Genomic DNA, 25,189 nt, shown 5'->3' with positions numbered 1-25,189 from the left:
CATGAATACGACATCTGAAACCATCCTCACCGTCCGCAATCTCAAAGTTGACTTCACGACGCCTGACGGCACGGTGAGTGCCGTCAAGGGCATCAATCTCGACGTTAAACAGGGGGAAACGCTTGCCGTCGTCGGAGAATCCGGTTCCGGCAAAAGCCAGACCATGATGGGCATCATGGGACTGCTTGCATCCAACGGCATTATCGAGGGTTCGGCAAAATATCGTGGACGCGAGCTGATAGGCCTGCCGGTCAACGAGCTCAACAATATCCGGGGTGCGAAAATCACCATGATTTTCCAGGAGCCGATGACCTCGCTCGATCCTCTCTACAGGATCGGCGCGCAAATCGCCGAACCGATCGTTCACCACAGGGGTGGCAGCAAAAAGGAGGCGCGTGCCCGCGTTCTCGAACTCCTGAAGCTCGTGGGAATTCCTGAGCCGGAGCGGCGCATAGACAGCTACCCGCATGAACTTTCCGGCGGTCAGCGCCAGCGCGCCATGATTGCCATGGCTCTCGCAAACGAGCCGGACATCTTGATTGCGGATGAACCGACCACGGCGCTCGACGTGACGATCCAGGCACAGATCCTCGACCTTCTGAAGTCATTGCAGAAACGCTTCGGCATGGCCGTCGTCCTGATCACGCATGATCTCGGCGTTGTCCGCCATTTTGCCGATCGCGTCGCGGTTATGCGCCGCGGGGAAATCGTCGAATCCGGCACGACGGAAGATATCTTCGATCGCCCGCAGGCTGACTACACCAGGATGCTTCTCGATGCAGAACCCAGCGGGCACAAGTCGCCAGTCGGCAAAGAAGCGCCTGTCGTTCTCTCCGGGCGGAACGTGACGGTCGATTATAAAATTCCGGGTGGCTTCCTGTCGAAGTCGAGCAAGTTTCGGGCTGTCGACGACGTCAATCTCAGCCTTCGCCAGGGACAAACCATCGGCATCGTCGGTGAGTCCGGATCAGGCAAGTCCACCCTCGGTCGCGCGCTTCTGCGCCTTGCCCATTCCAAGGGCCGAATTTTCTTTGGCGAGACGGAAATCAGTGACCTTGACCGAAAGGCCATGCGGCCATTGCGGCGGCATTTGCAGCTTGTGTTTCAGGATCCCTATGGTTCGCTTTCGCCAAGACAGACGGTCGGAGAGATAATCACTGAAGGTCTGTTCGTGCATGAGCAACGCTTGAGTCGTGCGGAGCGGGACAAAAGGGCTATCGAAGCACTGAAAGAAGTCGGTCTCGATCCAGCCACCCGCAACCGCTATCCGCATGAGTTTTCAGGCGGGCAACGCCAGCGTATCGCAATTGCCCGTGCGATCATCCTCAAGCCGGATGTCGTCATTCTCGATGAACCTACCTCTGCGCTGGACCGGTCCGTTCAAGGACAGGTTATCGACCTGCTACGTGATTTGCAGAAGACACACAGCCTTTCCTACATCTTCATCAGCCACGATCTCTCTGTCATCAAGGCCATTTCGGACTACGTCATCGTCATGAAAAACGGGACGATCGTGGAAGAGGGAGAAACCGACGACATATTCAACAGGCCAGCCGCTGAATATACCGAAACACTCATCAAATCGGCGTTTTCGGCGGAACTGGCACCCTAGATTATCGCCCGGCCGGCCGGGCGGTCTTTGGCTCTTTCAGGAAAAGCTGCCTGCCGTATGTGTGACCGCTCATCAACACGCTTGGTGATTGGTTCACTGGAAAAGCGTGCCTGCTATTTTGTGCCGGATGCGCATCCGATCACCTGGGACTGGGTTGGAACGGTGGCTCCCCCCTTGGGGAAGGGGTGGAGCCTTGCAGTGCAAAGGAGGATACATCCCGAACTGAGATTGAGGTTATGTGCGCGAACCATGCGTGACTGGCATAATCTCGGAACTCGCGGCTGCATCGTCCGCCTCCGGCCGCTTCGTTCTGAACAGTTTCAGCACGAAGACGAAGAACGCCGGGACGAAGAACACACCAAGGATTGTCGCCGAAATCATGCCGCCAAGAACGGCGGTGCCGATGGCGTTCTGGCTGGCGGCACTGGCACCGGAGGCGATTGCCAATGGTACGACGCCGAGCGTGAATGCAAGCGAGGTCATGATGATCGGGCGGAAGCGAAGTTTTGCGGCCTCGATCGCTGATTCCAGCAACGGCTTGCCCTCAGCGTAATTATCCTTGGCAAATTCGATGATCAGGATCGCGTTCTTTGCCGACAGGCCGATGATCGCGATCAGGCCCACCTTGAAATAGATGTCATTCGGCATTCCGGCGAGCATGACCGCAAGTACACAACCGATGACACCGAGCGGCACCACGAGCATGACCGAGAACGGGATCGACCAGCTTTCGTAAAGACCTGCGAGAAGCAGGAAGACGAAGAGAAGGCTGATGCCGAACAGGAAGGGCGCCTGCGAACCGGACTTGATTTCTTCCAACGACTGACCTGTCCACTCAAAACCGATGCCTTCAGGCATTTCGCCCGCCAGACGTTCCATCTCGGCGATGGCCGCGCCGGATGAGTTGCCGGGAGCAGGTTCACCCGAGATGCGTATCGTCGGATAGCCATTGTAACCAACGATCTGCGGTGAACCTTTCTGCCACTGTGCAATTGCAAAGGACGACAGCGGAACCATGCCGCCGCTGGCATTGCGGACGTTCAGCTTGAGCAAATCCTCGACCTGAAGACGGCTCTGGTCCTTGGCCTGCACGATGACACGCTGCATGCGGCCGGCATTCGGAAAGTCGTTGATATAGGACGATCCGAGGTTGGCGGTGATCGTGTTGTTGATGTCGGAGAAGGTCACACCAAATGTGTTCGCCTTTTCGCGGTCGATCACCAGCAGAACCTGCGCCGCATCCGGAAGACCTTCCACACGCATGCCGGTCAGCACCGGACTTTGCCCGGCCTTCTGCATCAATTCGGCTCCCGCAGCAGACAGGGCGGCCTGGCCAACACCATTGCGGTCCTGAAGGCGGAATGCGAAACCGCCCGTGGCACCGAAACCTTCGATAGCCGGAGGGGAAAGCGCAAAGCTGGTCGCATCCTTAAGGCCGAACAGCGACATGTTTACGCGGTCTGCAATGGCTTGCGCCGAGTTGTCCGCATCGCGTTCACTCCAGTCCTTGAGAGTGACGAACATCAGCGCGGCGTTGGCGCCGCTACCGGAAAAGCTGAAGCCCTGGATCGCAATGACATCCTTGACGCCGGACTCTGCTTTCAGGATTTCTTCGATCTGCCTGACCGACGCCTGCGTGCGATTGGCGCTGGCTTCCGGCGGTCCCTGAATGTCGACCAGCAATGTTCCCTGGTCTTCCGCAGGCACGAATGCCGAGGGGAGATTGATGAACAGGTAGCCAAGACCAACGACGAGGGCGAGGTAGATCACCATCATCCGGCCGGCGCGCTTTGCCATGCCGTTGGTCACCTTGACGTAGCGGTTTGTCAGGCCATCGAAATTGCGGTTGAACCAGCCAGCCAACCCCTTTTTTTCGTGATGCCCCTTGGCAATCGGCTTCAGGAAAGTGGCGCAGAGCGCCGGGGTAAGCGACAGCGCCAGGAAAGCGGAGAAGCCGATCGACACGACCATCGTCAGCGAAAACTGGCGATAGATGATGCCGGTCGAACCTGGGAAGAAAGCCATCGGGATGAATACACATGCGAGTACAAGGGTGATCCCGAGGATCGCGCCGGTAATCTGCCCCATCGCCTTGCGGGTTGCGGCCTTGGGTGAGAGGCCTTCCTCAGCCATGATACGTTCAACATTTTCAACCACGACGATGGCGTCGTCGACGAGAATGCCGATGGCGAGAACCATCGCGAACATTGTCAGCACATTGATGGAGAAGCCGGTCGCGAACATGATGGCGCATGTGCCCAACAGCGCAACGGGCACGACCAGGGTCGGGATGACGGTGTAACGGAAATTCTGCAGGAAAACTAACATCACGACGAAGACGAGCACGACAGCTTCGATCAGCGTGCTCAGCACCTTCTCGATGGAGGCCGACACGAATGGGCTGGTGTCGTATGGCGTGGCGTATTCAACCCCTTTGGGGAAGAACTGCGACAGCTCGTCCATCTTCGCCTTGACCGCGTTCGAAGTCGCCACCGCGTTGCCCGTCGAGGAAAGCTGAATACCGACCGCAGCACTCGGTTGCCCGTTCAGGCGGCTGGTAAAGTTGTAGTTCTCCGCGCCAAGTTCGATCCTCGCGACATCCTTCAGAAGGACCGCGCTACCATCGGGGTTTGCGCGGAGAATGATCTCGCCGAACGCTCTGGGATCAGACAACTGGCCCTGTACAAGAACCGTGGCAGTCAGATCCTGCGAGACAGGGTTTGGGGCAGCGCCGATCTGGCCGGCGGCCACCTGGGCGTTCTGGGCGGTGATGGCGGCATTGATGTCTGCCGCCGTCAGGTTCAGGCCGACCATCTTGTCCGGGTCGATCCAGACGCGCATGGCGCGCTGGGCCGCGAACATCTGGGCGCGACCGACGCCGTCAATACGGCGAATTTCACCAAGAACGTTTCGGTTTAGATAATCGCCAAGTGCGACTTCGTCCATGCGACCATCGGTGGAGGTCAGCGTGATCATCATCAGGAAGCCCGATGCGGCTTCTTCGACGTTGACACCCTGCGAAGTGACCGCAGACGGAAGACGGGACTCCACGCGCCGGATAGCGTTCTGTACGTTGACCGATGCCTGATCGATGTTGGTGCCAGCCTCGAAGGTGGCGTTGATGCTGACGGCGCCTGATGTGTCCGACGTCGATTCGAAATACATCATGTTGGCGACGCCGTTCAGCTCCTCCTCGATCAGGCGCGTCACACCCTGATAGATTTCCTGCGGGGAAGCGCCGGGATAGGAGGTGGAAATGGTGAGCTGCGGCGGCGCAACCTTGGGGTATTGCGCAATCGGCAGAAAGGGCAAGGCGATGATGCCCGCTATGGAAATGAACAGGGCGAAGACCCAGGCAAGGATCGGCCTGCTGATAAAGAACTGTGCCATTATATTACCTTGAATTTCCCGAGTTGGCGGGAATTACGCCGCCAGATTGCTTGTGTTCTTCCGCCGACCAGGATTCGGCGGCGACCCTGGTGTCCGGCTGAACCTTCTGCACACCGTCGGCCACGACTTTCTCGCCCTCCTTCAGGCCGCTCTCGACCACCCATTCCTGGCCAAGCGCCTGGCCAAGCTGGACATCCCGCAGCTTTGCAATGTCGTCAGCCTCGACAACGTAGACCTGTGCCTTGCCGTCCTGGGTTCTCAGCACGGAACGCTGAGGAATGGTGATTGCGTCCTGACGGACGGCCTGCTCGATGCGCACGCGCACATACATGCCGGGCAAGAGATCGCCATTCGGGTTGGGAAACTCGGCACGCAATGTCACCTGACCGGTCGTTGAATCCACGTTGGCGCTGGAAAACAGCAGCTTGCCTTTCCCGCCGTAGACATCACCGCCATCAAAAACCAGCTCTACACTTGCCTGCCCGGGAGCGGGGCTTGCCAGCTTGCCGTCGGTAACGGCGCGGCGTAGCGCCAGAAGATCCTGCGCGGACTGGGTGAAGTCGGCATAGACAGGGTTGATCTGCTGAATGAGCGCAAGGCTCGATGTACCATCCGCGGTAACAAGCGCGCCTTCGGTGACGAGCGCGCCGCCGATGATGCCGGTGATCGGAGCACGAACCTCGGTATATTCGAGATTGATCTTTGCTTCCTCGAGAGAAGCCTGCTGGAGCGCTACATCGGCCTCTGCCTGAGCAAGATTAACGGCCGCGGTGTCATAGTCGATGCCGCTGGCAACGTTGCGTTCACGCAGCATCCTCTGCCGTTCCAGCTGAACCTTGGCATTGTCGCGCGTGGCTTCTGCCCGGCGAAGGGTTGCCTGTGCGCTGGCAACCCGGACTTTGAAGAGACGGGGATCGATCCGATAAAGGACGTCACCTTCCTTCACGAGCGCGCCCTGTTCGAAAACGCGCTCCTGCAAGATACCGGAAACGCGGGCGCGCACTTCGGAGACCCGAGTGGCGGCCACGCGGCCCGGAAGCTCACTGATAACCGGGATCGCATGGCCCTTGAGATCGATGACACCGACGGCGGCGGGCGGCATCTCCCCGCCCTCCTGCGCAAGGGCAGTCGTCGCCGTCAGAGCGAGAATAGAGGTTGCAATAAGGCACGCCCTTAGGCGCGGCAGTTGGCTGCAGCGGTACATGTTTCTTCCTTGAATCGGCTGTTATTGGCCCCTACGGGCGATGATTACTTCTCGGGATAGGATGTGTAGATCGTTCGTACACCTTCGAGAATTCTGGCTTGATCATCCTGGCTCCACTGGTGGAAGCCGAAAAGTTCGGTAAAATAGAAGCCCGAGAGGGTAAGATAAGCCATCAGCGCCGCTTCGGGACGGGCACCCTCGCCCATGGCCTTGAGGTCTGCCAACGTCCAGTCACGCATCTGCTGCTGGAGCTTCTCCTCGGACGAAAGGGAGGCGCTGATCGCCATGGCAACCGCGCGTTCGGTATCATCCACGACACGTTCGGCGAGCTTGATCCGCCCGAAAAGCTCGGGATGAGGGGTATCGGCAGCATCTTCGACCGATTTTGCCTGCCGCTCCAGTTCCTGCGATATACGGCGGTCGATCAGAGCCTCAAGCAATGCGCTCTTCGACTTGTGATCGTAAACGACTGTGGACTTGCTGACACCCGCCTCCTGGGCGACGGCATCGATTGAAAGCCCGGCGGCGCCGAGCTTCAATACCACGCGCTCGGCGGCATCCAAGATGTCATCTTTCTGAATCCTGCGAATACGACCCACATCATTCTCCAATTTGTCACTTGATTGCTTTACGAACGATCGTGTATTAATGCAATAGTGAAACGATCGTTCTGATAAAAAATTCGCATTGCAGGTGTCTCGCATGTCCTCCGCCAATCGTTGGCTTATTCTCTCTGCCGTCATGATGGCCTTTCTGCCCGTCGTGCTCGACCTCACCATTCTCCATATTGCGGTGCCTTCACTGACAATCGCACTTGGTGCTTCCGGTACCGAGGTGCTCTGGATCATCGATATCTATGCGCTTGTCATGGCCGGCCTGCTGGTACCGATGGGAACGCTTGCAGACCGCATGGGCTACCGGCGGATGCTTCTGACCGGGCTTATCGTGTTCGGCATAGCATCGGCCGCAGCCGCCTTCTCGACCTCGCCCGCGATGCTGATCGGTTCCCGTGCCATCCTTGGCGTTGGCGCTTCAATGATCATGCCCTGTGTCCTTGCCATCATTCGCACGACATTCGAGGATGATGGCGAGCGGGCACGGGCACTCGGTTTGTGGAGTGTGGTCGGCATGGCGGGCGCCGCCATCGGTCCGCTTGTCGGGGGCATCCTGCTCGAGCACTTCTGGTGGGGATCGGTCTTCCTCGTCAATCTTCCGGTGTTGGCTGTCGTCATCGCCCTTGTCTGGTTCCTTGTTCCGAAGAAGGTTGGTACCGGTCTGGGGGCCTGGAACATCGGGCAGGCGGCATTGCTGGTCGCGGGTCTGGTTCTGACCGTTTACGGCATCAAGACCGGGATGAAAGGCGGCATCAACGGTACGGTCGCGGCATCACTGTCTTCGGGTATAATTCTGCTCGGCTGGTTCGGCAGGCTGCAGGTCTCGTCGCGCAATCCGATGCTCGACCTGTCGCTCTTCCTCAAACCAGCGATTGCGGCCGGCATGCTGATGGCGTTCGTCGCCTCCGGCGCATTGGCAGGATTTGAGCTGGTGCTTGCGCAGGAACTCCAGTACGTGCTCGGCATGTCCCCGCTTGATGCCGGCCTGTTCATGCTGCCACTCGTCATCGCGGCGGCCGTGGGTGGCCCACTCGGTGGCAATCTGGCGAACCGCTTCGGCCTTCGGCCGATCGCAACCTTGTCGATGACGGGAGCCGCCGCAGCGCTGTTCGGTCTTGCATCCATCGATCTGATCGCTTCGCCGCCGATAACCGCAGCGCTTCTGGCGATGCTTGGCCTTTGCCTCGGCATCGGTCTTTTGGCATCGTCCATCGCCATCATGGGAAGCGCGCCAGCCGATAAGGCAGGTGCTGCAGGTGCATTGGAAGGTACTGGCTACGAACTCGGCGGCGGCATCGGGATCACCTTCTTCGGAGTACTTGTGAACTCAATCTATTTCTCCGCAGTTTCACGCTCGTTTTCCCCAGCAGCCGACGCAGGCGGATCCATCGGTGAAGCGATGACGGCGGCGGCGCGGTTGGGTGGAGATGAAGCTGAGGCAATACGGACAGCGGCGCGCAGCGCCTTCACTCAGGCGCATGGATCGGTTCTGATTATTACGGGCACGATGATTGCCGTGCTGGCAGCGGCCGTATTCGTCGCGCTTCGCGACGTGAAGCGCGGAGGCTATGTCTCTCATTGAAGCTGTGGAGTGAAGGTTACCGCGCTGGAGACCTCTCTATCTGGTGCAATCTACTCTGCGAAAGCGAGACGTTTTCTGCCCCGATACAAAGAACAGCAGGTTCTGATTCGAAGAGGACATGGTAAACGCCATCTGGAGAAGTGACTCAAAGGCAGTGTCATTTTTTCAGGCGGTTTTGACACGGGAAAACGAGTTCGATGACTGCGCCACTCACAATCTACACGGACGGCTCTTACGACCCCGTTGAAGTAACGGGAAGCTGGGCATTCGTCGTCCTGGAGACGGGGCAGCAGCTCCATGCTGCGCGTGGGACGGAAATCGGACTTACAAATAATTCGTTTGAAATAATGGCAGTCATGAACGCACTTTTATGGCTGGATGCTCACGCTCCAGGCCGGACAACCGTCCTTTGGACGGACTCCGCTCATGTCGTCGAGGGTTGCCATCGCCATCGCAAAATCTGGCGGACCAACGGTTGGAAACGCATCAACCCCAATTCGCGAGCTCGGAAACGACAGATACCGGATGAAGCTCTTTGGCGGAGTGTGGATAGCTTGCTCCTTCGCAATCCGAACGTGGACATAGAGTGGTGCAAGGGACATTCCGGTATAGCGGGAAATGATCTCGCGGACGCTTTGGCGCGTAACCCCATAGCTTAAGCCAGCGCGACCAGTGGTGGATGTCGAGCCATTCGATCCTGATCTGTCCGATACGGGAAAATGAAAAAGCCGCTCGCCAGGTGACAGAAGCCACATCCAGGCTGATCTAAAAAATGGTGACGCCCCATCCTATCCAAGGCTCCTCACGGATCTGAATGGCCGAGGTCTTCGAGCCGTGCCGCGCGTCGCGTATTTGCTTTGCGAAACGGCCCAAAGACGTCGGTCCTCTCATCTGGTTCAACGCCAATACAACAACCGCTCAACGGGCCTTCAGAAAACGATAACCCGTATTGAAATCATTGCTGTATATTCGGTCAGTCGCCACAAAGGGCACATCCCGGCGATAGTCTTCAAACAGTGCTTTTGTTTCCGCTCCCAATTGCCCGGGCTTGCGCAGATCAACAGCTTGCGCCGCATGTAACAGCTGGATCGACGACATCCAGTAAAGGTTATCCAGAATCCGGCCGAGATTGGCGACCGAAAGCGGGGCGTGACTGTCCAGATCCTCGATATTTCCTGCCATTGCGATCGAACCGACGGGGGCTTGCGCGCCGATCTGCTGATTTTCGACCAGAAGCGCCACAAGTGGCTTCTGGATTGCGCCAAACGCGTGCCCTTGATTGGTTTCAGCAGCGAGGAACCGCGAAAGATGCGTCAAATCCGGGTTCTCGAAGCGGATCGTCTGCATCGTTATGGCTTGTGACAGGCGCACCAGTGCCGTGTTCAGTGCTTCAACCCTTGAAGCCACCGGCAGCATCTCAAAACCTGCACTCGGATAGATCGCTCCAGATACCTCTCCTTCGATAAAATACTGGGAGACCTGCATGGAAGCCTTGTCGTCCGAGGCACCCGCAACCACGACAGGATTATCATCACTGTGATTGATCTGGATTTCCAGCGCCGTGGTCAGATCCCGCATCGCAATTTCGGCTCCGCCAAGCACATAGGCCATGGTGCGATAAGACAGAGGGTCCTGCAGCGCCCGATCTTTCGAGGGTGACCAGAGATAGCTGCCGCCAAGGGCAGAACGAACCATCTGTGCCCCGGATGTGTTTTCAGCGAAGGGGCGCAGATCGTTCGTCGCTTCGAGGAAAGGGGCGACATTGCCGTTAAAGCCTTCCAGTGCCAAACCGAAGACGACAGCTTCTTTTTCGAGATATCCCGCCGTATCACGCGCAAGCAGCGCAGCCTGCCCGGCGGTCAGTGCATTCGTGCTGAGGATCGAAAGAAAATCCTTGCCGACCGGCTCAAGCGGAGTGATGCCAGCGTCAGTCAGCGCACGCGCTGCGGGAATGCGGTTGCCGTTCATGAAGACCTCACCCTCACCGACCATCGCCAGACCGATATGGGAGGCAAGGGTGATATCCGCCTCTCCAACAGAACCACGCGAAGGAACCACCGGGGTGATCCCCTGCTCCAGGAACTGTCGGTACATTTCCGCGACGGCGCTCTGAACGCCGGTTCGACCGGTGGCAATCTGATTTAGACGGATCGCCATGCCCGCCCTCACCGTTTCGATCGCCATCGGTTCACCCACGCCTGCGCCATGAGCGCGAAGAGACGTCGAATTGAAAGCGCGTGACAGTTTCAGTAGATCGTCGTCCAGAACGCGCTTGCCGTCCTTCATCGCAAAAACAGGGCGATCCTTGTTCCAGCCAACGCCGACCGTGAGACCGTAGACCGCCTTGCCTTGCAGGGCAGCCTCCATCACCAGATCAAAGCCTTCGGCGATCCGTTTGTCCGCACTCTCGGTGAGAGTGATTTTGGCGTTATTGTCCCGCGCCAGGCCGACAACCTGTTCCACGGTCAGGTTTTGACCGTCGATGGACCAGTGTTCCGCCCGCGCATTTGAAGCAGTAAGCCCGACAATCGCCAAAGCTGCGGCAATGGAGAGGCAAGATATAGTCCCGGTTTGAGCAGACATGATGTTCCCTTGAGTTGGTTGTTATTATGCAGTTGTCTTTGCAGCAGTGTCCGGCCATCGAAGCGGCTTCGCTTCGACTGTAATTTTCCAGACATGGTGGGTTGAGCTATGTGGGAGCTGGGCCTTTGGCGGCCCATCTCTTAGTTCGTGGAATATGGTTTTGGCAGGATCAGAACCGCTATCAGCGATATGAATGCGGCGGCCATGACGTAAAATCCCGGTGCGTGATAACCGATTTCCGTGCTGCCGAGCCAGGTCAGCGTCGCCGGGGCAAATCCTCCGAAGATCGTGACGGCGGCATTGTAGGCCAATGACATGCCGGTGGTGCGGATATTCGTCGGGAAAAGCTCGGACAGGGTAGCGGGCGCAACCCCGACATATCCCGAGACCATGATGCAGAAGAGGCTTTGCACGATGATGAGCGTCGTCAGCGTCGGCGAAGATTGCAGCCACCAGATCAGGGGGTAGACGGCAACCAGCATTGCGCCGGCCGCAATAGCAAGCATCAAGCGCCGACCGATCCTGTCCGAAATACTTCCAGCGCTGACGCAACCGACCGCAAGGAAGACGTTTCCAATCAGCGATGCCGTAAACGCCTCCGAAGCGCTGAAACCGAAAGCACGCTGAACGAAGATCGGCATGTAGATGATCAGCACGTAAACGCAAACCGCCCACAGGATCGAGAAAGCAAAACCTTTGATCAGATGGCCGAAATAGTCAGAGAAGACGAGCTTCAGGGGTGTTTTGGCGGACTGGTTCTCGAGACTTGCCTGTTCCGCCTGAAAAGCCGGCGTTTCGTCCAGCGTCTTGCGCAGCCAAAGGCCCACCGGCGCGATCAAGACGCCAATGAAGAACGGAATCCGCCAGCCCCAGTCTCCAATCTCCTGCTCCGTCAGGAGCGAGGTAACAGCAAAGGCGACGAGTGCACCCATGATGTTGGAAATCGCCATGCTTGCCTGAAGCCAGGAGGCATATTTGCCTTTTTTGTCGGCTGGCGCATGTTCAACAAGAAAGGCGGCTGCTCCGCCGATTTCTCCACCCGCGGAGAAGCCCTGAAGGACTCGTCCGGCAAGGATCATGAGCGGCGCTCCCACACCGATCGCGGCATAGGTCGGGGCCACCGCAATCAGCAGGGTGCCCGCCGCCATGATCATGATGGTCAGGAACAGTGCGGCCTTTCGACCGGCCTTGTCGCCATAGACCCCGATCACGATGGCTCCCAGGGGGCGGATCACGAAGCCTAGCCCGAAGGCAAGAAAGGCTTTCACGAGTTCGACAGTGTGATCGCCGCCGGGAAAGAAATTATGGGCGATATAGATGGCAAACAGCGCATAGACGGTGAAGTCATACCATTCCAGGGCGTTGCCTATCGATGCTGCAGCAACGGCGCGCTCCGGTGATGACCGTCTGACCGGTGTCATTGACAAATTTTGATGTGTTTTTTCCATTATTGTCCCCTCTTGGCCTGCCGACAACGGCAGGCAGTGTTGATTGGTGATCGTAATTTTCCGCCGCTCGTGGCGATTGATGGCCTCTCCTCGCTGCTTTGATCTCGTCAGATCTTCACGTGATGTATGCCCTTGCTGGCAATTTCATCCTGTGCCTCGGCATAGCCCGCATCCGCGTAACGGATGACGCCGAGCCCCGTATCATTGTCGAGTGATTGCGAAAGCCGATCGTCGGCCGCGTTGGTTCCATCAGCGACGATCGTGACCCCTGCCGAGGTCATGAAGCCCGCATAACCCCCGCCGCCGGAATGAAGTGCAACAAGGTCGGCGCGCGAAGCGCAGAGCAACATCGCGTCGAGAAGCGGCCAGTCGGCGATGGCGTCCGAACCGTCGAGCATGTTCTCCGTCATGATGTTTGGATGCGCCATGCCCGCTGAATCGAGATGATCGCGAGAGAAGGCAACCGGCCCCTTCAATTCGCCCGAAGCGACCAGGCCGTTGACCCGCCGTGCGAGTGCGCTTCTTTCGCCATGGCCGAGCCATGCGATACGTGCCGGCAGCCCCTCGAACGGAACATGCTTGCGGGCCAGCGAAATCCAGTTGGTGACAATCTTGTTGTCCGGAAACATCTCCAGCACCAGCTCGTCTATCCGCGCAATATCAGAGGCGTCGCCCGACAGGGCCATCCAGCGGAAGGGACCAATCGCCCGGCAGAAAAGCGGGCGCAGGTAGGCTTCGGTGAAGACCGGAATATCGAAGGCGTCGGCAACCCCACCGGCCTGCGCCTGCGTTCGGATCAAATTGCCATTGTCGAAAACCTCCGAGCCGGCCCGCTGGAATTCCAGCATGGCTGTTACCTGTTTGGCAATCGACGCCCTGCCGGCCTCGATTAGCTCATCCGGGTTCTGGCTGCGCAGGCGGCGTACCCGTTCCAGATCGTAACCGATTGGAATATAGCCATAAACAAGATCATGGGCGGAGGTCTGATCGGTCACGATATCCGGGATGATCCCGCGCGCGGCTATTTCAGGATAGATTTCCGCTGCATTGCCGACAAGCCCGACGGACAGCGCCTCACCCTTGGCACGGGCCTCTTCAATTCGCGCCAGTGCGCTATCGAGGTCATCGGCAATCTCATCGAGATAGCCGATATCCTTGCGGGTGCGGGCCCGTTCCGGATTGATCTCTATGCACAGGATGGCCGCGCCTGCCATGCGACCGGCAAGCGGCTGCGCGCCTCCCATACCACCAAGGCCCGCGGTCAGTACGAAACGCCCGTTGAGCGTGCCACCGAACCGGCGTTCGGCAATGCGCATGAAGATTTCGTAGGTACCCTGAATGACGCCCTGCGAGCCGATATATTGCCATGCCCCCGCAGTCAGGCCGCCCCAGCATATGAGGCCCTTACGTTCGAGAGCATAAAAGTTCTCGGCCTTGGCCCATTGGCCGACCATGTTGCAATTGGCCATGATGACCATCGGGGCCTCGGTCGAAGTCTTCATCAAGCCGACCGGCTTTCCCGACTGGATGACGAGTGTCTGATCCTCATCCATGGTGGTCAATGCACGCACGATGGCATCATATGCGGCCTTGCTGCGCGCCGCCTTCCCGAGTGCTGCGTAGACGACGAGGTTTTCCGGGTCTTCACCGACAGCCAGCACGTTTTCCATGAGGCGCAGCAGGGCTTCCTGCCGCCAGCCCTTGGCTCGAAGGTCCGGGCCTGAAGGGATCGGGAAGCCCGGATTACGGGGATTTTCTCTCGGCATCTTCAGGCCTCCAATGCGTAGTCGGTCAGGTTGATGCCCATGACCTTTTCGGGGTGGACATAAATCGCCGGGTCCATCAGGCCCGCGCCGATCGGAATAAGGGTCTTTGGGACATGCAGCAGGTGGATCTTCATGCCGACCTTCAGCTCGCCGACAGACAGCGGCTCGATCTCCTGCGACAATGTGGTGATGACATCCGGAAAGGTCGCAAGGCGACGACCATCGACCGCATCGACGGCCATGTATTCGTTCATCACATGCAGGGTCAGCGCCCCTTCGCCCCTGCCGATGGTGACGGTACCGACGTCGAAAGCCTCATTCGTATAATGGACATCCTTCGCGGTGATCTCTCCCTCGATCATGATCCTGCCGCCCGTGGTCGCAAGGATCGCATCGAGGACTGCCGCATGCCCTCGAGGCTCGGCAGCGAGGATTGCATGGCCAAGTTCCAGCGCCTTGGAAATTCCGCCGAGTGCCGCATTCTTCGCGACGTAACCGGCGCGAACCGGGTTGCGAGCCGAGGCAATGAAACCGCCAGACATGTCGGAGGCCGTCCGCAGGATAGGAGAGATCCGGCCGGTTGCGCCGCGCGTTACAAGTTCGATATAGCGGTTCTGATCGCGGTTTCCGCCAACGGCCGTCTGGATCGACTGGTCCGGTTTTCCCGCCATGCCGATCGCGCCCATATCGCCGGTCGGATGGGCGCGCATGTCACCCACCGCGTCCAGTACCTTGCAGCCCAGGATAGCCGAAGGCAGCCATGCGTTAAGGGTCGAGGACTTGCCGTTCTGCCCGATCATCAGGGCCGCGACCTTCGCACCAAGCTCATCCTGCAAAAGCTGCACGGCCTTGACATAATCAACGCCTCGCATTTCCCAGGGCGTGGTGGAGGCCGGCGCGCCGATGGCGGCAGCCGTCGCCACCCATTCGTCTTCGTTCAATTCGTCAATCGAGACGAGTTCCGGCGCACCGGCGTTCACCGCGGCGTAGCCCAGCATCCGTCCATGGTGGACCCAGCCGCCACCGCCCGCCGCATAGACCGCGCCTCCCCGCACTGCGGGCTCTACATCTTTTTCCGTCAGAATTCTGGCCACCTTCAGCCCTCCCTTTTTCTGTCCAATTCCATAATCGTGTTTGCCAGAACTTCAGCCGCCAGAGCGAGGTCGGCCGCATCGGCCCACTCTTCCGGGCAATGGGAACGGCCGTCGCGGCATGGAACGAAGAGCATCGCCGAAGGGCACAGCCGTGCCATGAACGCCGCATCATGGCCAGCACCCGACACCATCTTGCGATAGGGCGTGTCCAGCCGGTCTGCGGCCTTTGCCAGCATCTCCTGCAATCCATCATCCATCTGCACGCCGGGATTGCCGGAAATCAGTCGCGCTTCGATCGTATTTTCACCGTCCGCGTCAAGTCCGGTCAGCCAGGACACGAACGCCTCCTTGTCCTCGGCCCGTTCAGCGCGGATATCGACCAGCATGCGGACCCGCCCCGGCACCACATTGGCGGCGTTGGGGGAGATTTCGAACTCGCCCACGGTTGCGGTAAAATGCCCGGGACCACCGGAAAGCTCCGTCGCGTACCGCTCGATCTCACTCACGATCCGCGCCGCAGCGACGAGGGCATCGGCGCGCAACCCCATCGGAGTCGTACCGGCATGATCGGGACGACCCTTAACCTCGATCTCGACGCGATTGATGCCGACAATGGTCGTCACCACCCCAAGCGCAATCTTTTCCCGTTCGAGAACCGGCCCCTGCTCGATGTGCAGTTCCAGAAAGGCCTTCAGGTCATCAGCCAAGGGAGCTCCAAGACTTTCCGGCTTGCCGCCCACATCACGCATGGCCGTCGCCAGATCGCGCCCGTCGCTGATGCGCCTCAGCCAGTCCTGCGGCAGAACACCTGCCATCGCCCGCGAACCGATGCAGGAAACGCCGAAAATGGAGACTTCTTCAGCAAGAAAATCGACGACGGCCAGGTTGTGCCGCAAGGCAACACCGCGCCGTGAGAGAATGCGTGCGACCTCCAATGCAACGACGACACCGGCAACACCATCAAAACGTCCGCCGTCCGGCACGGTGTCGGAATGCGAACCCAGCATGATCGATCCGGCCTGCGGCTCGGTGCCTTCGCGTCGACCAATCAGGTTCCCGCCCGCATCGATCGAGACGTTTAATCCTTCACCCAGGAAACGCCGACGAAGATAGTTGCGCCCTTCATCAAAACGGGGCGAGAAGGCGCGTCGGGTCCAGGGACGTTCCGGATCGGTAATCTGCGCCAACGCGTCGAGATCCGCTTCTATGTCCTTTATTGACGCGTCGAGATTGCGGCGCATCACAACAGCACCTCGCGCAGACCAAGTGTTTCGGGCGGCCGCACAAAAATACCGGTTCCCGGCGCAGCAAGCACGTTTTCCCCGTCGAAGACCATCTCGCCTCGCCGCCAGGTGGCTGCAACCGTCCAGGGCAGCTCCATGCCGTGATAAGGTGACCACCCCGCAATCGAGTGAGGGCTGGTGGCTGCGTCGTACACCTCCGGCCGATCGACAAGCACCATGACGTCGGCATCACGCCCAACCTGCAACCCGCCTTTCTGGTGGTCCAGACGAAAATGCCGGGCCGGATTTTCGGCCATCAGCCGGGCCGCCCACACCAGCGGCACACCGCGCGCGATCGCGCCCTTGACGAAAAGCGGCACCATCACCTCCAGCCCGGGCACGCCGGAGGCATTCTTCAGCATATCGGGGTTGGTCTTGCGGTCCTCGCTCCAGCTCACATGATCGGTGGACACCATCGACACCCGCCCTTCGGCCAGATGTCGCCAGATCGCCTCCACTTCTTTGCGGACGCGTATCGGCGGGTTGATCTTGGCCTTGCCGCCAAGCCGCGCAACATCATTCTCCTCATCCAGAACAAGGTAGTGAATGCAGCATTCGATGGAAGAATACCGGCCATTCCTGCGATACATCTCGGCGATCTCGTAGCCGCGGCTGACGGAGCAATGGACGACATGCGCCGGACAATCTGTCTCGGCGCCAGTTTCATAAATCTGCAGCGTCGCCAGCGTCTCGGCCAGTTCAGGACGTGACAGGCCGTGCGCACGCCAGTCGGTGATGCCGGATGCCTCCACCTCGGCAATCGCGGCGCGGACATAGGCATCGTCCTCATTGTGCACGCCTGCCGCAAGCCCGGTCTTTGCAACCTCGGCGAAGCAGGCCCGCAGCAGCGCTGGCGGGATGCGCGGAAAGCGGTGGGGATCCGTGCCGAAGGTCGAGAATTTATAGGCGCAAACTCCCGCCGCGGCCTGTTCAGCAATGCGGGCAGGACCCTCTTGCGGATCGACGGTACCGTAAAGTGCCACGTCGATGCGCGCCTCATCGTCGATCATCGCGACCTTACGCGCCACGGCCTCGGCGGAACATACAAGATTGCCCTCGTCGTAGGGCATGTCCACGATTGTCGTAACGCCGCCTGCCGCCGCCGCACGGGTCGAGGCGGCAAATCCTTCAGCCCCCTTTTGCGACAGCGAATGTACCTGAGCGTCGATGGCACCAGGCAATAAAAGGCCGATGCCAAAATCATGATTTTCTCTTCCAGCCGGTGCCGGGCCTTCTCCGATGAGTGCCGTTTTCCCATCGCGAATGGCCACGAAACCTCGCGAAATCTCGCGGTCCGTCAGAATGACACGCCCCGCCAAAACCGTATCGAAATCCGCCATATCGTCCTCCTGTCATATTTCGACTATGAGGCACAATGGAATTAGTGGTATATCCCAAAATCCGGACGGCTGATGCCGGAATGGGAAGGTCAAAAACGAGACGCGATAAGTGAAGGTTTCGACAATTCTTTTATGTGATCAGGTGGTTCGCCTCGGCGGCATCCATCTTGCGTCCAGCGCGACGGGCATTCCGGTTTCGACCGTATCGGATGCCGTCAGTCGTCTGGAGAACGCCCTCTCGGTCAAGTTTTTCGTTCACGGCGCAAAAGGTCTGATCCTGACGGCGGAAGGGGGCAGGCTCAGCCCATATCTCGCACAGGCCGCCGATGAAATCTTCGCGATCCACGGCAAGTGCGGTGATGACCATGCGAAGGGTATTTATCAGAAAAGTGTGTCGCTAATTGCGCTTTTCCGCTTCGTGGACATTCTCGAATCGGGCTCGATCCGCAAATCCGCGTTGAGACTGCAAATCGGACAACCACAGCTTACACGGATGATCGCCATGCTGGAGGAAAATCTCGGCGTCCGACTTTTTGAACGGACCCGCGACGGTTCGCGCGCATCGCCCGAAGGGCTTCGCATATCACCTCACGTCAGCAAATTACGCGATATCTGGGCTACGCTGGATTCCACATCGGCGCTGCGTTTCAAGCGGCATCTACGGCATTGGTCATTCGGCGGCATTCCTCCAGCAACAACGGACAGTCCGTCGGCAATCATTCTTGCGCGAATTGCCGCCAACTGGGCACGCCGTTTCGACACACCGCTGCTGATGCAGCCGGGGCTTGCAGACAGCCTGCTGGAAGGGCTTGAACAGCAGCGGTACGATGCAGTGCTTGTCGACATGCCGCTAAACAATTCCAGGCTCCGCAGCCGCGAGGTTCTGCGCAGCCACCTTTCCTGTTTCCTGCAGCATGACGCGGCTGATCCGGCGGACCAGGATTCGCCGGCACAGATGCGCGAGGCGATCCTCAAGCACCGCCTGGTACTGCCTTCCCGCGCCTCAGGACTGCGCCAGACCGCCGAAAGCTTCCTCGAGCATCTGCTTGGACCAACCTGGCTGTCAAAGGTGCAGTTAATCGAGATCGACAGCATACCGGTGGCAGTACAGCTGATTGTTGGCCACGGCTACTGTTCGATATTACCTTCAGCCGTGGGGATAACCTCCCCCAAGGTAAAAAAAATTCCATTGCCGCTGACATTTTCGGTCCCATTGCTGTTGGCATGGCGCAACGACGACAGAGGCGCAGATATGGCTCGGCGCGTTCTTCAGCTGCTTGATATGACGAACTAATGGCGGCGGGACGAGCATCGTTCCTGCAACTCGGGTTCAAGTATATCTATCGCCAGACAAGAGGGTGGCCGTCTATACGAGCGATGCACAACCGGAATGTTTCGGGGGCGATCTTCTTGAAATCTCGCTCGTCTATGTGAACACCTGCATGCTGCAAACGGTGCTCTCTGAACCAGCCTGACACGGCCGTATGTCACCGGAAGATTATCGCGGCCTCACATCACGCAAATCACTACGCCCGGTTCGACCACGATCTGGACAGCCGTATGGATTTCGGCAAAATCGCCGCATGAACAGCGCTGCCAAAATGCGCCTTGCAAAACTTGGGCGCAAAATTCTAACCTTTGTCGGGACTAAAGCGACATTGCAGAAACTGGCAGCATTTCCTGAGCGCCGTAAAAGTATGCGCTGATCTTACTGTTAAAAACAACATGCCGGTGAGAAAGGGCTTTCATTTCCATGAATTTTCGGCAGCAGATCATCGCCCTTTCCATCTTACCGCTGGTCTTGGCGGTGCTCGCCATCTCGGCCTTCATCACATGGCAGTCCAGGACGTTGGCCGAGAGCAGCATATCCACGTTCGAGCGGAATATGCTGAAAGCCAAAGAGAGCGAAATCGTTCATCTCACCTACGTGGCCATGTCAGCCGTCCGCGGGATCATGGCGCAGAGCGGCCTCTCGGACGATGAGAAGCAAAAAAGGGCGATCGAACTTATCAAGAGCCTGGACTATGGAGAGGACGGATACTTCTTCGTTTACGATTATGCCGGCAACAGCATCGTCCATCCCCGACAAAACGAGTTCCCCGGCCGCAACTGGCTGGATCTCATCGACGCAGATGGCAAGAAGGTCATCGCAGGCCTAATCGACACCGCGAAGGCGGGCGGCGGTTTCGTCCAATACAAATGGGAGCGGCCGGCGACGGACCAGGTCGGCGACAAACTTTCCTACGTGGCCAAACTTGACGACTGGCGCTGGATTCTGGGAACGGGCATCTACCTTGATGAAATCCATGTACAGACCAAGACAGCACAATTGGACTTTCGCAACACCATCGGCTGGACATTCAAAGTCGTCGCATTGGTGACGGTACCGGCGGTCCTGCTGGTATTTGCGACGGGCATGGTCCTCACGGTCAGCGAGCGACGACTTGCCGATCGCAAGCTGCGACAGTTGGCGCAGCGAGTAATCGATACACAGGAGCAGGAACGGACAAGGCTTGCCCGCGACCTACACGACGGCATCTCGCAAAGCCTGGTCGGTGTTCGTTATGCGATGAATTTGGCCGAACGCATGGTCAAGGCGGGCGACAATGACGTCTTGGGAGCGATCGAAGGTGGCATCAAGACCCTCAACGATGCGATCCGTGACGTACGCCAACTGTCACATGCACTGAGGCCGCCTCTGCTCGATGATCTTGGGCTTATCGCGGCGCTGCGGGCCTTGTGTGAGGGTTTTCGCGTCAGGACAGGCCTGCAGGCAACGCTGGACGCCAGCTTTTTTGCGGACGGCCTGAAAGCGGAGGCCAGTACGGCCCTCTACCGCATCGCGCAGGAAGCACTCACCAATGTCGAGCGGCATGCCGGTGCGACCACGGTTTTCATCCGCCTGCGCAGCGAGCGTGGCCGCAGCCGAATGACGATCGGCGACAATGGCACGGGATTTAATAGCGAGAGCAACACGTCGCCGGGCCTCGGTTTGCGCAACATGCAGGAACGGGTGGCACATTTCCACGGTATTCTGCTGATCAAAAGCGACGATAAGGGAACCGTACTGACCATCTTGATGCCGCGCTCGGCGCATCGTGTTCTGACGGAGTCAGTGGCATGAATAAACCCCATACCATCCGGGTCTTGCTTGTCGATAATCATCCAGTGGTTCTGGATGGGCTCCGGGCCATCCTTCAGACCTATGCGCATTTGAACGTCGTGGGGATCGCCGCCGATGCGCAGGCGGGGTTGGACCTGGCAGCCGGGCTTCATCCGGACGTCATCCTGCTGGATATCAACATGCCAAGGATCAGCGGCATAGACGCGATAGGCCTGTTCAAGAACGCTTTGCCCGCATGCGGCATCATCATGCTCTCGATGCACCATGACAAAGAATACATCTCGTCGTCCGTGCTGCGTGGCGCTTCCGGCTACATCCTTAAGGATGTCTCGACCGACGAGATCGCAGCCGCCATCGAAGCGGCCGCGAAAGGCGGCACCTATTTCTCGTCCGGTGTAGCAGACGCCATATTGGAGGCGGCACGTATAGATGAATCCGAGCTTTTGACCACCCGGGAGCGTGACGTGCTGCGCGAGCTGGTTGCGGGGAAGAATAATCGCGAAATTGCCGATGCTCTCGGAATCACCATCGCGACAGCCGAAACCCATCGAAAGCACCTGAAAAAGAAGCTGGCGCTGAAATCAACAGCGGAATTGGTACGCTACGCACTCGATCGGGGCATTGGCGTTTTGGCTCCGTGACCGATACCCACTTCTGGGTATGCGCGTTCAAGTTTGCCGGCGGCGCGATTGTAACCATAAATCAATGACCCTACGACCTTCAGGCGTACACGCCAAGTTGGGAGGAAATACCATGGCGCAAAAGTCTCTGCGCAAGAAGGCGGCTTTGTCGCTTCTTGCTCTTCCGTATATCGGTCTTCTCTGGGTTCCCTTCTACAATATCGAGGAACCGGCCCTTTTCGGTTTCCCGTTCTTTTATTGGTATCAGCTGGCCTGGGTACCGTTGACGGCCTTCCTCACCTATGTCGCCTATCGGAGTGTGCGCAATGACGACTGAGATCGACGTCACGGCACTGTCCGTTTTCACCTTCTTCTTCGTTCTGGTCACCGTGCTCGGCTTTGTCGCCTCCCGCTGGCGCAAGCCCAAAGACCTCGACAATATCGACGAATGGGGCCTGGGAGGGCGCTCTTTCGGCACCTGGATCACCTGGTTCCTGGTTGGCGGCGACTTCTACACCGCCTATACGATCATCGCAGTACCGGCGCTTGTCTATGTCGTCGGCGCATACGGTTTTTTCGCCCTGCCTTACACGATTATCGTCTACCCCTTTGTTTTCGCGGTCATGCCATTGCTCTGGAAGCGCGCCCGTGATGCAGGTTACGTGACCGCTGGCGACATCGTCCACGGCCAGTTCGGCTCACGCGCCCTCGAATTGGCCGTCGCGGCAACCGGCGTTATTGCCACCATGCCCTACATCGCCTTGCAACTGATCGGCATGACGGCCGCGCTCAAGGCGCTCGGACTTCACGGCGAAATCCCGCTGTCGATCGCCTTCATCATTCTGGCGCTTTACACCTATTCGGCAGGGCTGCGCGCACCGGCTCTGATCGCCTTCGTCAAGGACATCATGATCTATATCGTGGTGATCGTCGCCGTCCTGCTTATTCCTTCAAAGCTTGGTGGATATGAAAACGTCTTCGCATCCGCCAAGGCTGCATTCGATGCCAAGGGCACCGGGAGTTTGTTGCTCGGCGGAAACCAGTATGTCGCCTATGCTACCCTTGCCTTGGGTTCGGCTCTGGCGGCCTTCATGTATCCCCACACCCTAACAGGTATATTCGCGTCCAACAGCGCCAACACGATCCGCAAAAACGCTGTGCTTCTACCTGCCTATACGTTGCTGCTCGGCCTCCTGGCACTGCTCGGCTATATGGGGCACGCTGCCGGCCTGAAGCTGGATAGCCCGAACGACGTCGTGCCAGCCCTATTCCAGATGCTGTTTCCGAGCTGGTTCGCCGGCTTCGCTTTCGCTGCCATCGCGATCGGCGCACTGGTCCCGGCAGCCGTCATGAGCATTGGTGCCGCCAATCTGTTTACCCGGAACTTCTGGAAGGCTTATGTCAATCCGAACGTGACCACGGAAGGGGAAGCCAAGGTAGCCAAGCTGTCGTCGCTCGTCGTCAAGGTCGGCGCGCTGCTGGTCATCCTTCTCCTGCCCACGCAGTTTGCCCTTGATCTGCAATTGCTGGGTGGCATCTGGATCTTGCAGACTCTACCGGCGCTGATCTTTGGTCTTTATTCCAACTGGTTTCGCGCGCCGGCACTGCTTGCCGGATGGGTCGTTGGCTTTGTCGGCGGAACATACCTTGTCTGGGATGCCGGCTGGAAACCCCTGCACGCGGTCAGCCTGGGCGGCGAACCCTTCACCGTCTACACGGGACTGCTGGCCTTGGCAGCGAACATCGCGATCACCTGCCTGATCAACCTAGCTCTTCGCGCTTCCAAGCCCCTGGCCGCTTGAGGGTCACCGACTAACGCAAGCCGCCTCATCGGGGCGGCTTGCAATCGCGAAAATTCTGACTTTTCACCGGAGATGCCGTGAGGCTTGGCCGCTCTACCCGCGGCGGGCTCAATCTCGTTGATGAGCCTGATGAAAAAGACGCATCGTTCTTCGTCCTCGAACCGGAGGTAACGACACGACGAAAGCTGAGGGCGTCTATAACGTGAGAACTCGATATAGCCATGCCCAACGCGGACGACCTCGAACAATTATCTCGGAGAACGGAACCGTACCGACTTCGATGGCAATTCTCAGATGGTGCCAGCAGACATGTGCGTACTCTCATAAGACAACTCCGGCTGCAATAATTGTCGTTCAGAGACAGTTCACGAACCTGCGGTCCGAATTGGCACGCTGATAAATCAAATATTTATCTCGCATTCACTGCCGGAACTGGCACGGCGAGGCCAGCTTCGCGTAGCCCCTCGGCGAGCTGCTCGATCCTTGAATCGGCAACATTGTTGTGTCGGAAATCTGCGTATAGGTTATTTTCGTAGCCGGGGCGTTTCTCGTGGAGTTTATCGATAGCCGCTCGAGCGGCTTCGGTTCGCCCTAATTTTGCAAGTGTCGCGGCTCGAAGAAGATAGAAGCGGTAAAACTCCGGATTGATGATCCCGTCAAGTATGTTCAAAGCCTCACCGAAATCCTCGTTCTCGTAGCGGTCAAATGCCAATATCAGGTCTGCTAGAGTTCCCCGGCGATCCATCTCCTCCCTTCCTTCCTTGACGAGCGTCGTGCCCTCGGCGGTACGACCGATATTCCAAAAAGCGTTGCCAATGATTATTTTAAAATGAGGATCTCTAAATTTCTTGAGCATGTCCCGCGCTATTTCCTGAAATAATTCCACCTTTCCGTGATTATATACGTCAAAGGCGACAGCCAATTGAGCACCAAAGGATTGAGGGAGCAGCTCGTACGTTTTCTCCGCCGCAACGTGCAAAAGCTCACCGTAGTCGCTAGGGTCCTCGCCAACGGAAGCAGCATGTCTCGCTAATCTGAAATATACACGAGCCAAGCTTGCCCAGGCTTCCGCATGACGCGGGTGGCTCGCAACCAGATTTTCAAGACATTCGCGAGCATTTGGAATCAATCCGGCATCATAGATAATCGCGACGCGTTGCTGTGGACTTAGGCAGCTAAGTTCTTCCTGATACATGGACTCAAGGCTGGGGATAGCGCCGTCCAATCCGAATACGCCACTTACCAATGCATCTGCTGCCGAGTCTGCAGTACTCCCATTCAGATTCACGCTCCCCAGCGATATCTGGTCGGCCCATGACACCTCCCGCGTATGTGCATCGTTGAGTTTCCAGACTAACGCAAACTCCTCGCCATGTCCGACGATAGCCGTGTCGAGCGTATAGATGACACGCGAGGGATTTCTCTCGGCGAGCTCCCGCGCGAGACTTTGGGCGTCATTCGCCACGTCAACGATCCGGGCCATGCCATGAGCAGCAAGTTTGTTCGCCGCTAGCGCTGAAAGATCATGTGCCAACTTCTTTGCCACGGCGCTACCAGGTGAGAACCGGGTATCTTGTACCAATAACATAGGGGCACCGGTCGCCTCTGCCACCGTTGATCGCCCAACCTGTGTTTCGGCGTGGAATATTGACCCCTCTGACGGGGTGATCGGCGTCCAATTTTGACCCCCCACCTGTTTCGTCTGACCATCCGTCTTTTGCTGGCGG

The 25,189-nt window shown here is 58.3% G+C and carries 18 protein-coding genes and 1 pseudogene; 9 read left to right on the top strand and 10 right to left on the bottom strand.

The annotated features are described in order from the left end of the window. Position 1 precedes the first annotated feature (1 nt). Positions 2-1,612: an ABC transporter ATP-binding protein gene (locus PL640_RS16565; RefSeq protein ID WP_271362678.1), complete on the top strand. Its 1,611-nt coding sequence runs from the start codon at positions 2-4 to the stop codon at positions 1,610-1,612. 234 nt (positions 1,613-1,846) lie between these two features. Here the strand turns inward: PL640_RS16565 and PL640_RS16560 are convergent, their stop codons facing one another. Genes PL640_RS16560 through PL640_RS16550 form a run of 3 tightly spaced genes read right to left on the bottom strand, consistent with a single transcriptional unit; the run spans position 1,847 to position 6,805 of the window. Beyond that, complete coding sequence (locus tag PL640_RS16560; RefSeq protein WP_271362676.1) at positions 1,847-5,002, bottom strand: efflux RND transporter permease subunit; 3,156 nt, start codon at positions 5,000-5,002, stop codon at positions 1,847-1,849. A 4-nt stretch (positions 5,003-5,006) separates the two neighbouring features. After that, on the bottom strand, positions 5,007-6,206 hold the full coding sequence (locus tag PL640_RS16555) for an efflux RND transporter periplasmic adaptor subunit (protein WP_271362675.1): 1,200 nt from the start codon (positions 6,204-6,206) through the stop codon (positions 5,007-5,009). 44 nt (positions 6,207-6,250) lie between these two features. After that, positions 6,251-6,805, bottom strand: a complete 555-nt coding sequence (locus PL640_RS16550) for a TetR/AcrR family transcriptional regulator (RefSeq protein WP_142842574.1) — start codon at positions 6,803-6,805, stop codon at positions 6,251-6,253. Positions 6,806-6,908: 103 nt separating this feature from the next. Here PL640_RS16550 and PL640_RS16545 point away from each other — a divergent pair, with 103 nt between their 5' ends. After that, a complete protein-coding gene (locus tag PL640_RS16545) occupies positions 6,909-8,402 on the top strand; it encodes an MFS transporter (protein ID WP_271362674.1) in 1,494 nt (497 codons plus the stop codon). A 197-nt stretch (positions 8,403-8,599) separates the two neighbouring features. Then, entirely contained in the window at positions 8,600-9,061 is a 462-nt protein-coding gene (locus tag PL640_RS16540; RefSeq protein WP_271362673.1) for a ribonuclease H family protein, read from the top strand. Between the two features lie 259 nt (positions 9,062-9,320). On the opposite strand, the gene PL640_RS16535 is transcribed toward PL640_RS16540, so the two are convergent. The 6 genes from PL640_RS16535 to PL640_RS16510 all read right to left on the bottom strand — a co-directional run bounded on the left by PL640_RS16535 (position 9,321) and on the right by PL640_RS16510 (position 17,916). Then, positions 9,321-10,985, bottom strand: coding sequence for an HAL/PAL/TAL family ammonia-lyase (locus PL640_RS16535; protein WP_271362672.1), 1,665 nt, complete (start codon positions 10,983-10,985; stop codon positions 9,321-9,323). Between the two features lie 140 nt (positions 10,986-11,125). Beyond that, on the bottom strand, positions 11,126-12,406 hold the full coding sequence (locus PL640_RS16530) for an MFS transporter (protein ID WP_271362671.1): 1,281 nt from the start codon (positions 12,404-12,406) through the stop codon (positions 11,126-11,128). A 134-nt stretch (positions 12,407-12,540) separates the two neighbouring features. Then, a complete protein-coding gene (locus PL640_RS16525) occupies positions 12,541-14,199 on the bottom strand; it encodes a urocanate hydratase (protein ID WP_142842579.1) in 1,659 nt (552 codons plus the stop codon). A 2-nt stretch (positions 14,200-14,201) separates the two neighbouring features. Beyond that, positions 14,202-15,293 carry a DUF917 domain-containing protein gene (locus PL640_RS16520; RefSeq protein ID WP_271362670.1) on the bottom strand — a complete coding sequence of 364 codons (1,092 nt, stop codon included), beginning with the start codon at positions 15,291-15,293 and terminating at the stop codon, positions 14,202-14,204. Positions 15,294-15,295: 2 nt separating this feature from the next. Then, positions 15,296-16,534 (bottom strand): Zn-dependent hydrolase, encoded by a 1,239-nt coding sequence (locus tag PL640_RS16515; RefSeq protein ID WP_271362669.1) that lies wholly within the window; start codon positions 16,532-16,534, stop codon positions 15,296-15,298. Then, entirely contained in the window at positions 16,534-17,916 is a 1,383-nt protein-coding gene (locus tag PL640_RS16510) for a dihydroorotase (protein WP_271362667.1), read from the bottom strand. The genes PL640_RS16515 and PL640_RS16510 overlap by 1 nt, the downstream gene beginning before the upstream one ends. A gap of 109 nt (positions 17,917-18,025) precedes the next feature. Here PL640_RS16510 and PL640_RS16505 point away from each other — a divergent pair, with 109 nt between their 5' ends. From PL640_RS16505 to mctP, 6 genes and pseudogenes are all read left to right on the top strand, one after another. Beyond that, positions 18,026-19,210, top strand: a complete 1,185-nt coding sequence (locus tag PL640_RS16505) for a LysR family transcriptional regulator (protein ID WP_271362666.1) — start codon at positions 18,026-18,028, stop codon at positions 19,208-19,210. A gap of 112 nt (positions 19,211-19,322) precedes the next feature. Continuing rightward, positions 19,323-19,503 (top strand): annotated as a pseudogene (locus PL640_RS25820) (hypothetical protein); the annotation flags it as partial. Between the two features lie 166 nt (positions 19,504-19,669). Then, complete coding sequence (locus tag PL640_RS16500; RefSeq protein ID WP_271362665.1) at positions 19,670-21,040, top strand: cache domain-containing protein; 1,371 nt, start codon at positions 19,670-19,672, stop codon at positions 21,038-21,040. Beyond that, positions 21,037-21,681 carry a response regulator transcription factor gene (locus PL640_RS16495; RefSeq protein ID WP_271362664.1) on the top strand — a complete coding sequence of 215 codons (645 nt, stop codon included), beginning with the start codon at positions 21,037-21,039 and terminating at the stop codon, positions 21,679-21,681. The genes PL640_RS16500 and PL640_RS16495 overlap by 4 nt, the downstream gene beginning before the upstream one ends. A 112-nt stretch (positions 21,682-21,793) precedes the next feature. Next, positions 21,794-21,997: a DUF3311 domain-containing protein gene (locus PL640_RS16490; protein WP_161991413.1), complete on the top strand. Its 204-nt coding sequence runs from the start codon at positions 21,794-21,796 to the stop codon at positions 21,995-21,997. After that, positions 21,987-23,462, top strand: coding sequence for a monocarboxylate uptake permease MctP (gene mctP, locus PL640_RS16485; protein WP_271362663.1), 1,476 nt, complete (start codon positions 21,987-21,989; stop codon positions 23,460-23,462). Before PL640_RS16490 ends, mctP begins: the two co-directional genes overlap by 11 nt. A gap of 409 nt (positions 23,463-23,871) precedes the next feature. Here the strand turns inward: mctP and PL640_RS16480 are convergent. Then, positions 23,872-25,189: tetratricopeptide repeat protein (locus PL640_RS16480; protein ID WP_271362662.1), on the bottom strand; the 1,318-nt coding region annotated here is incomplete at its 5' end.

The sequence above is a fragment of the Agrobacterium sp. ST15.16.024 genome, assembly GCF_027956545.1.
Taxonomy (GTDB): Bacteria; Pseudomonadota; Alphaproteobacteria; order Rhizobiales; family Rhizobiaceae; genus Agrobacterium; species Agrobacterium cucumeris.
The sequence above is the reverse complement of the archived record's forward strand: the minus strand, read 5'-3'. Positions and strand labels throughout refer to the sequence as shown.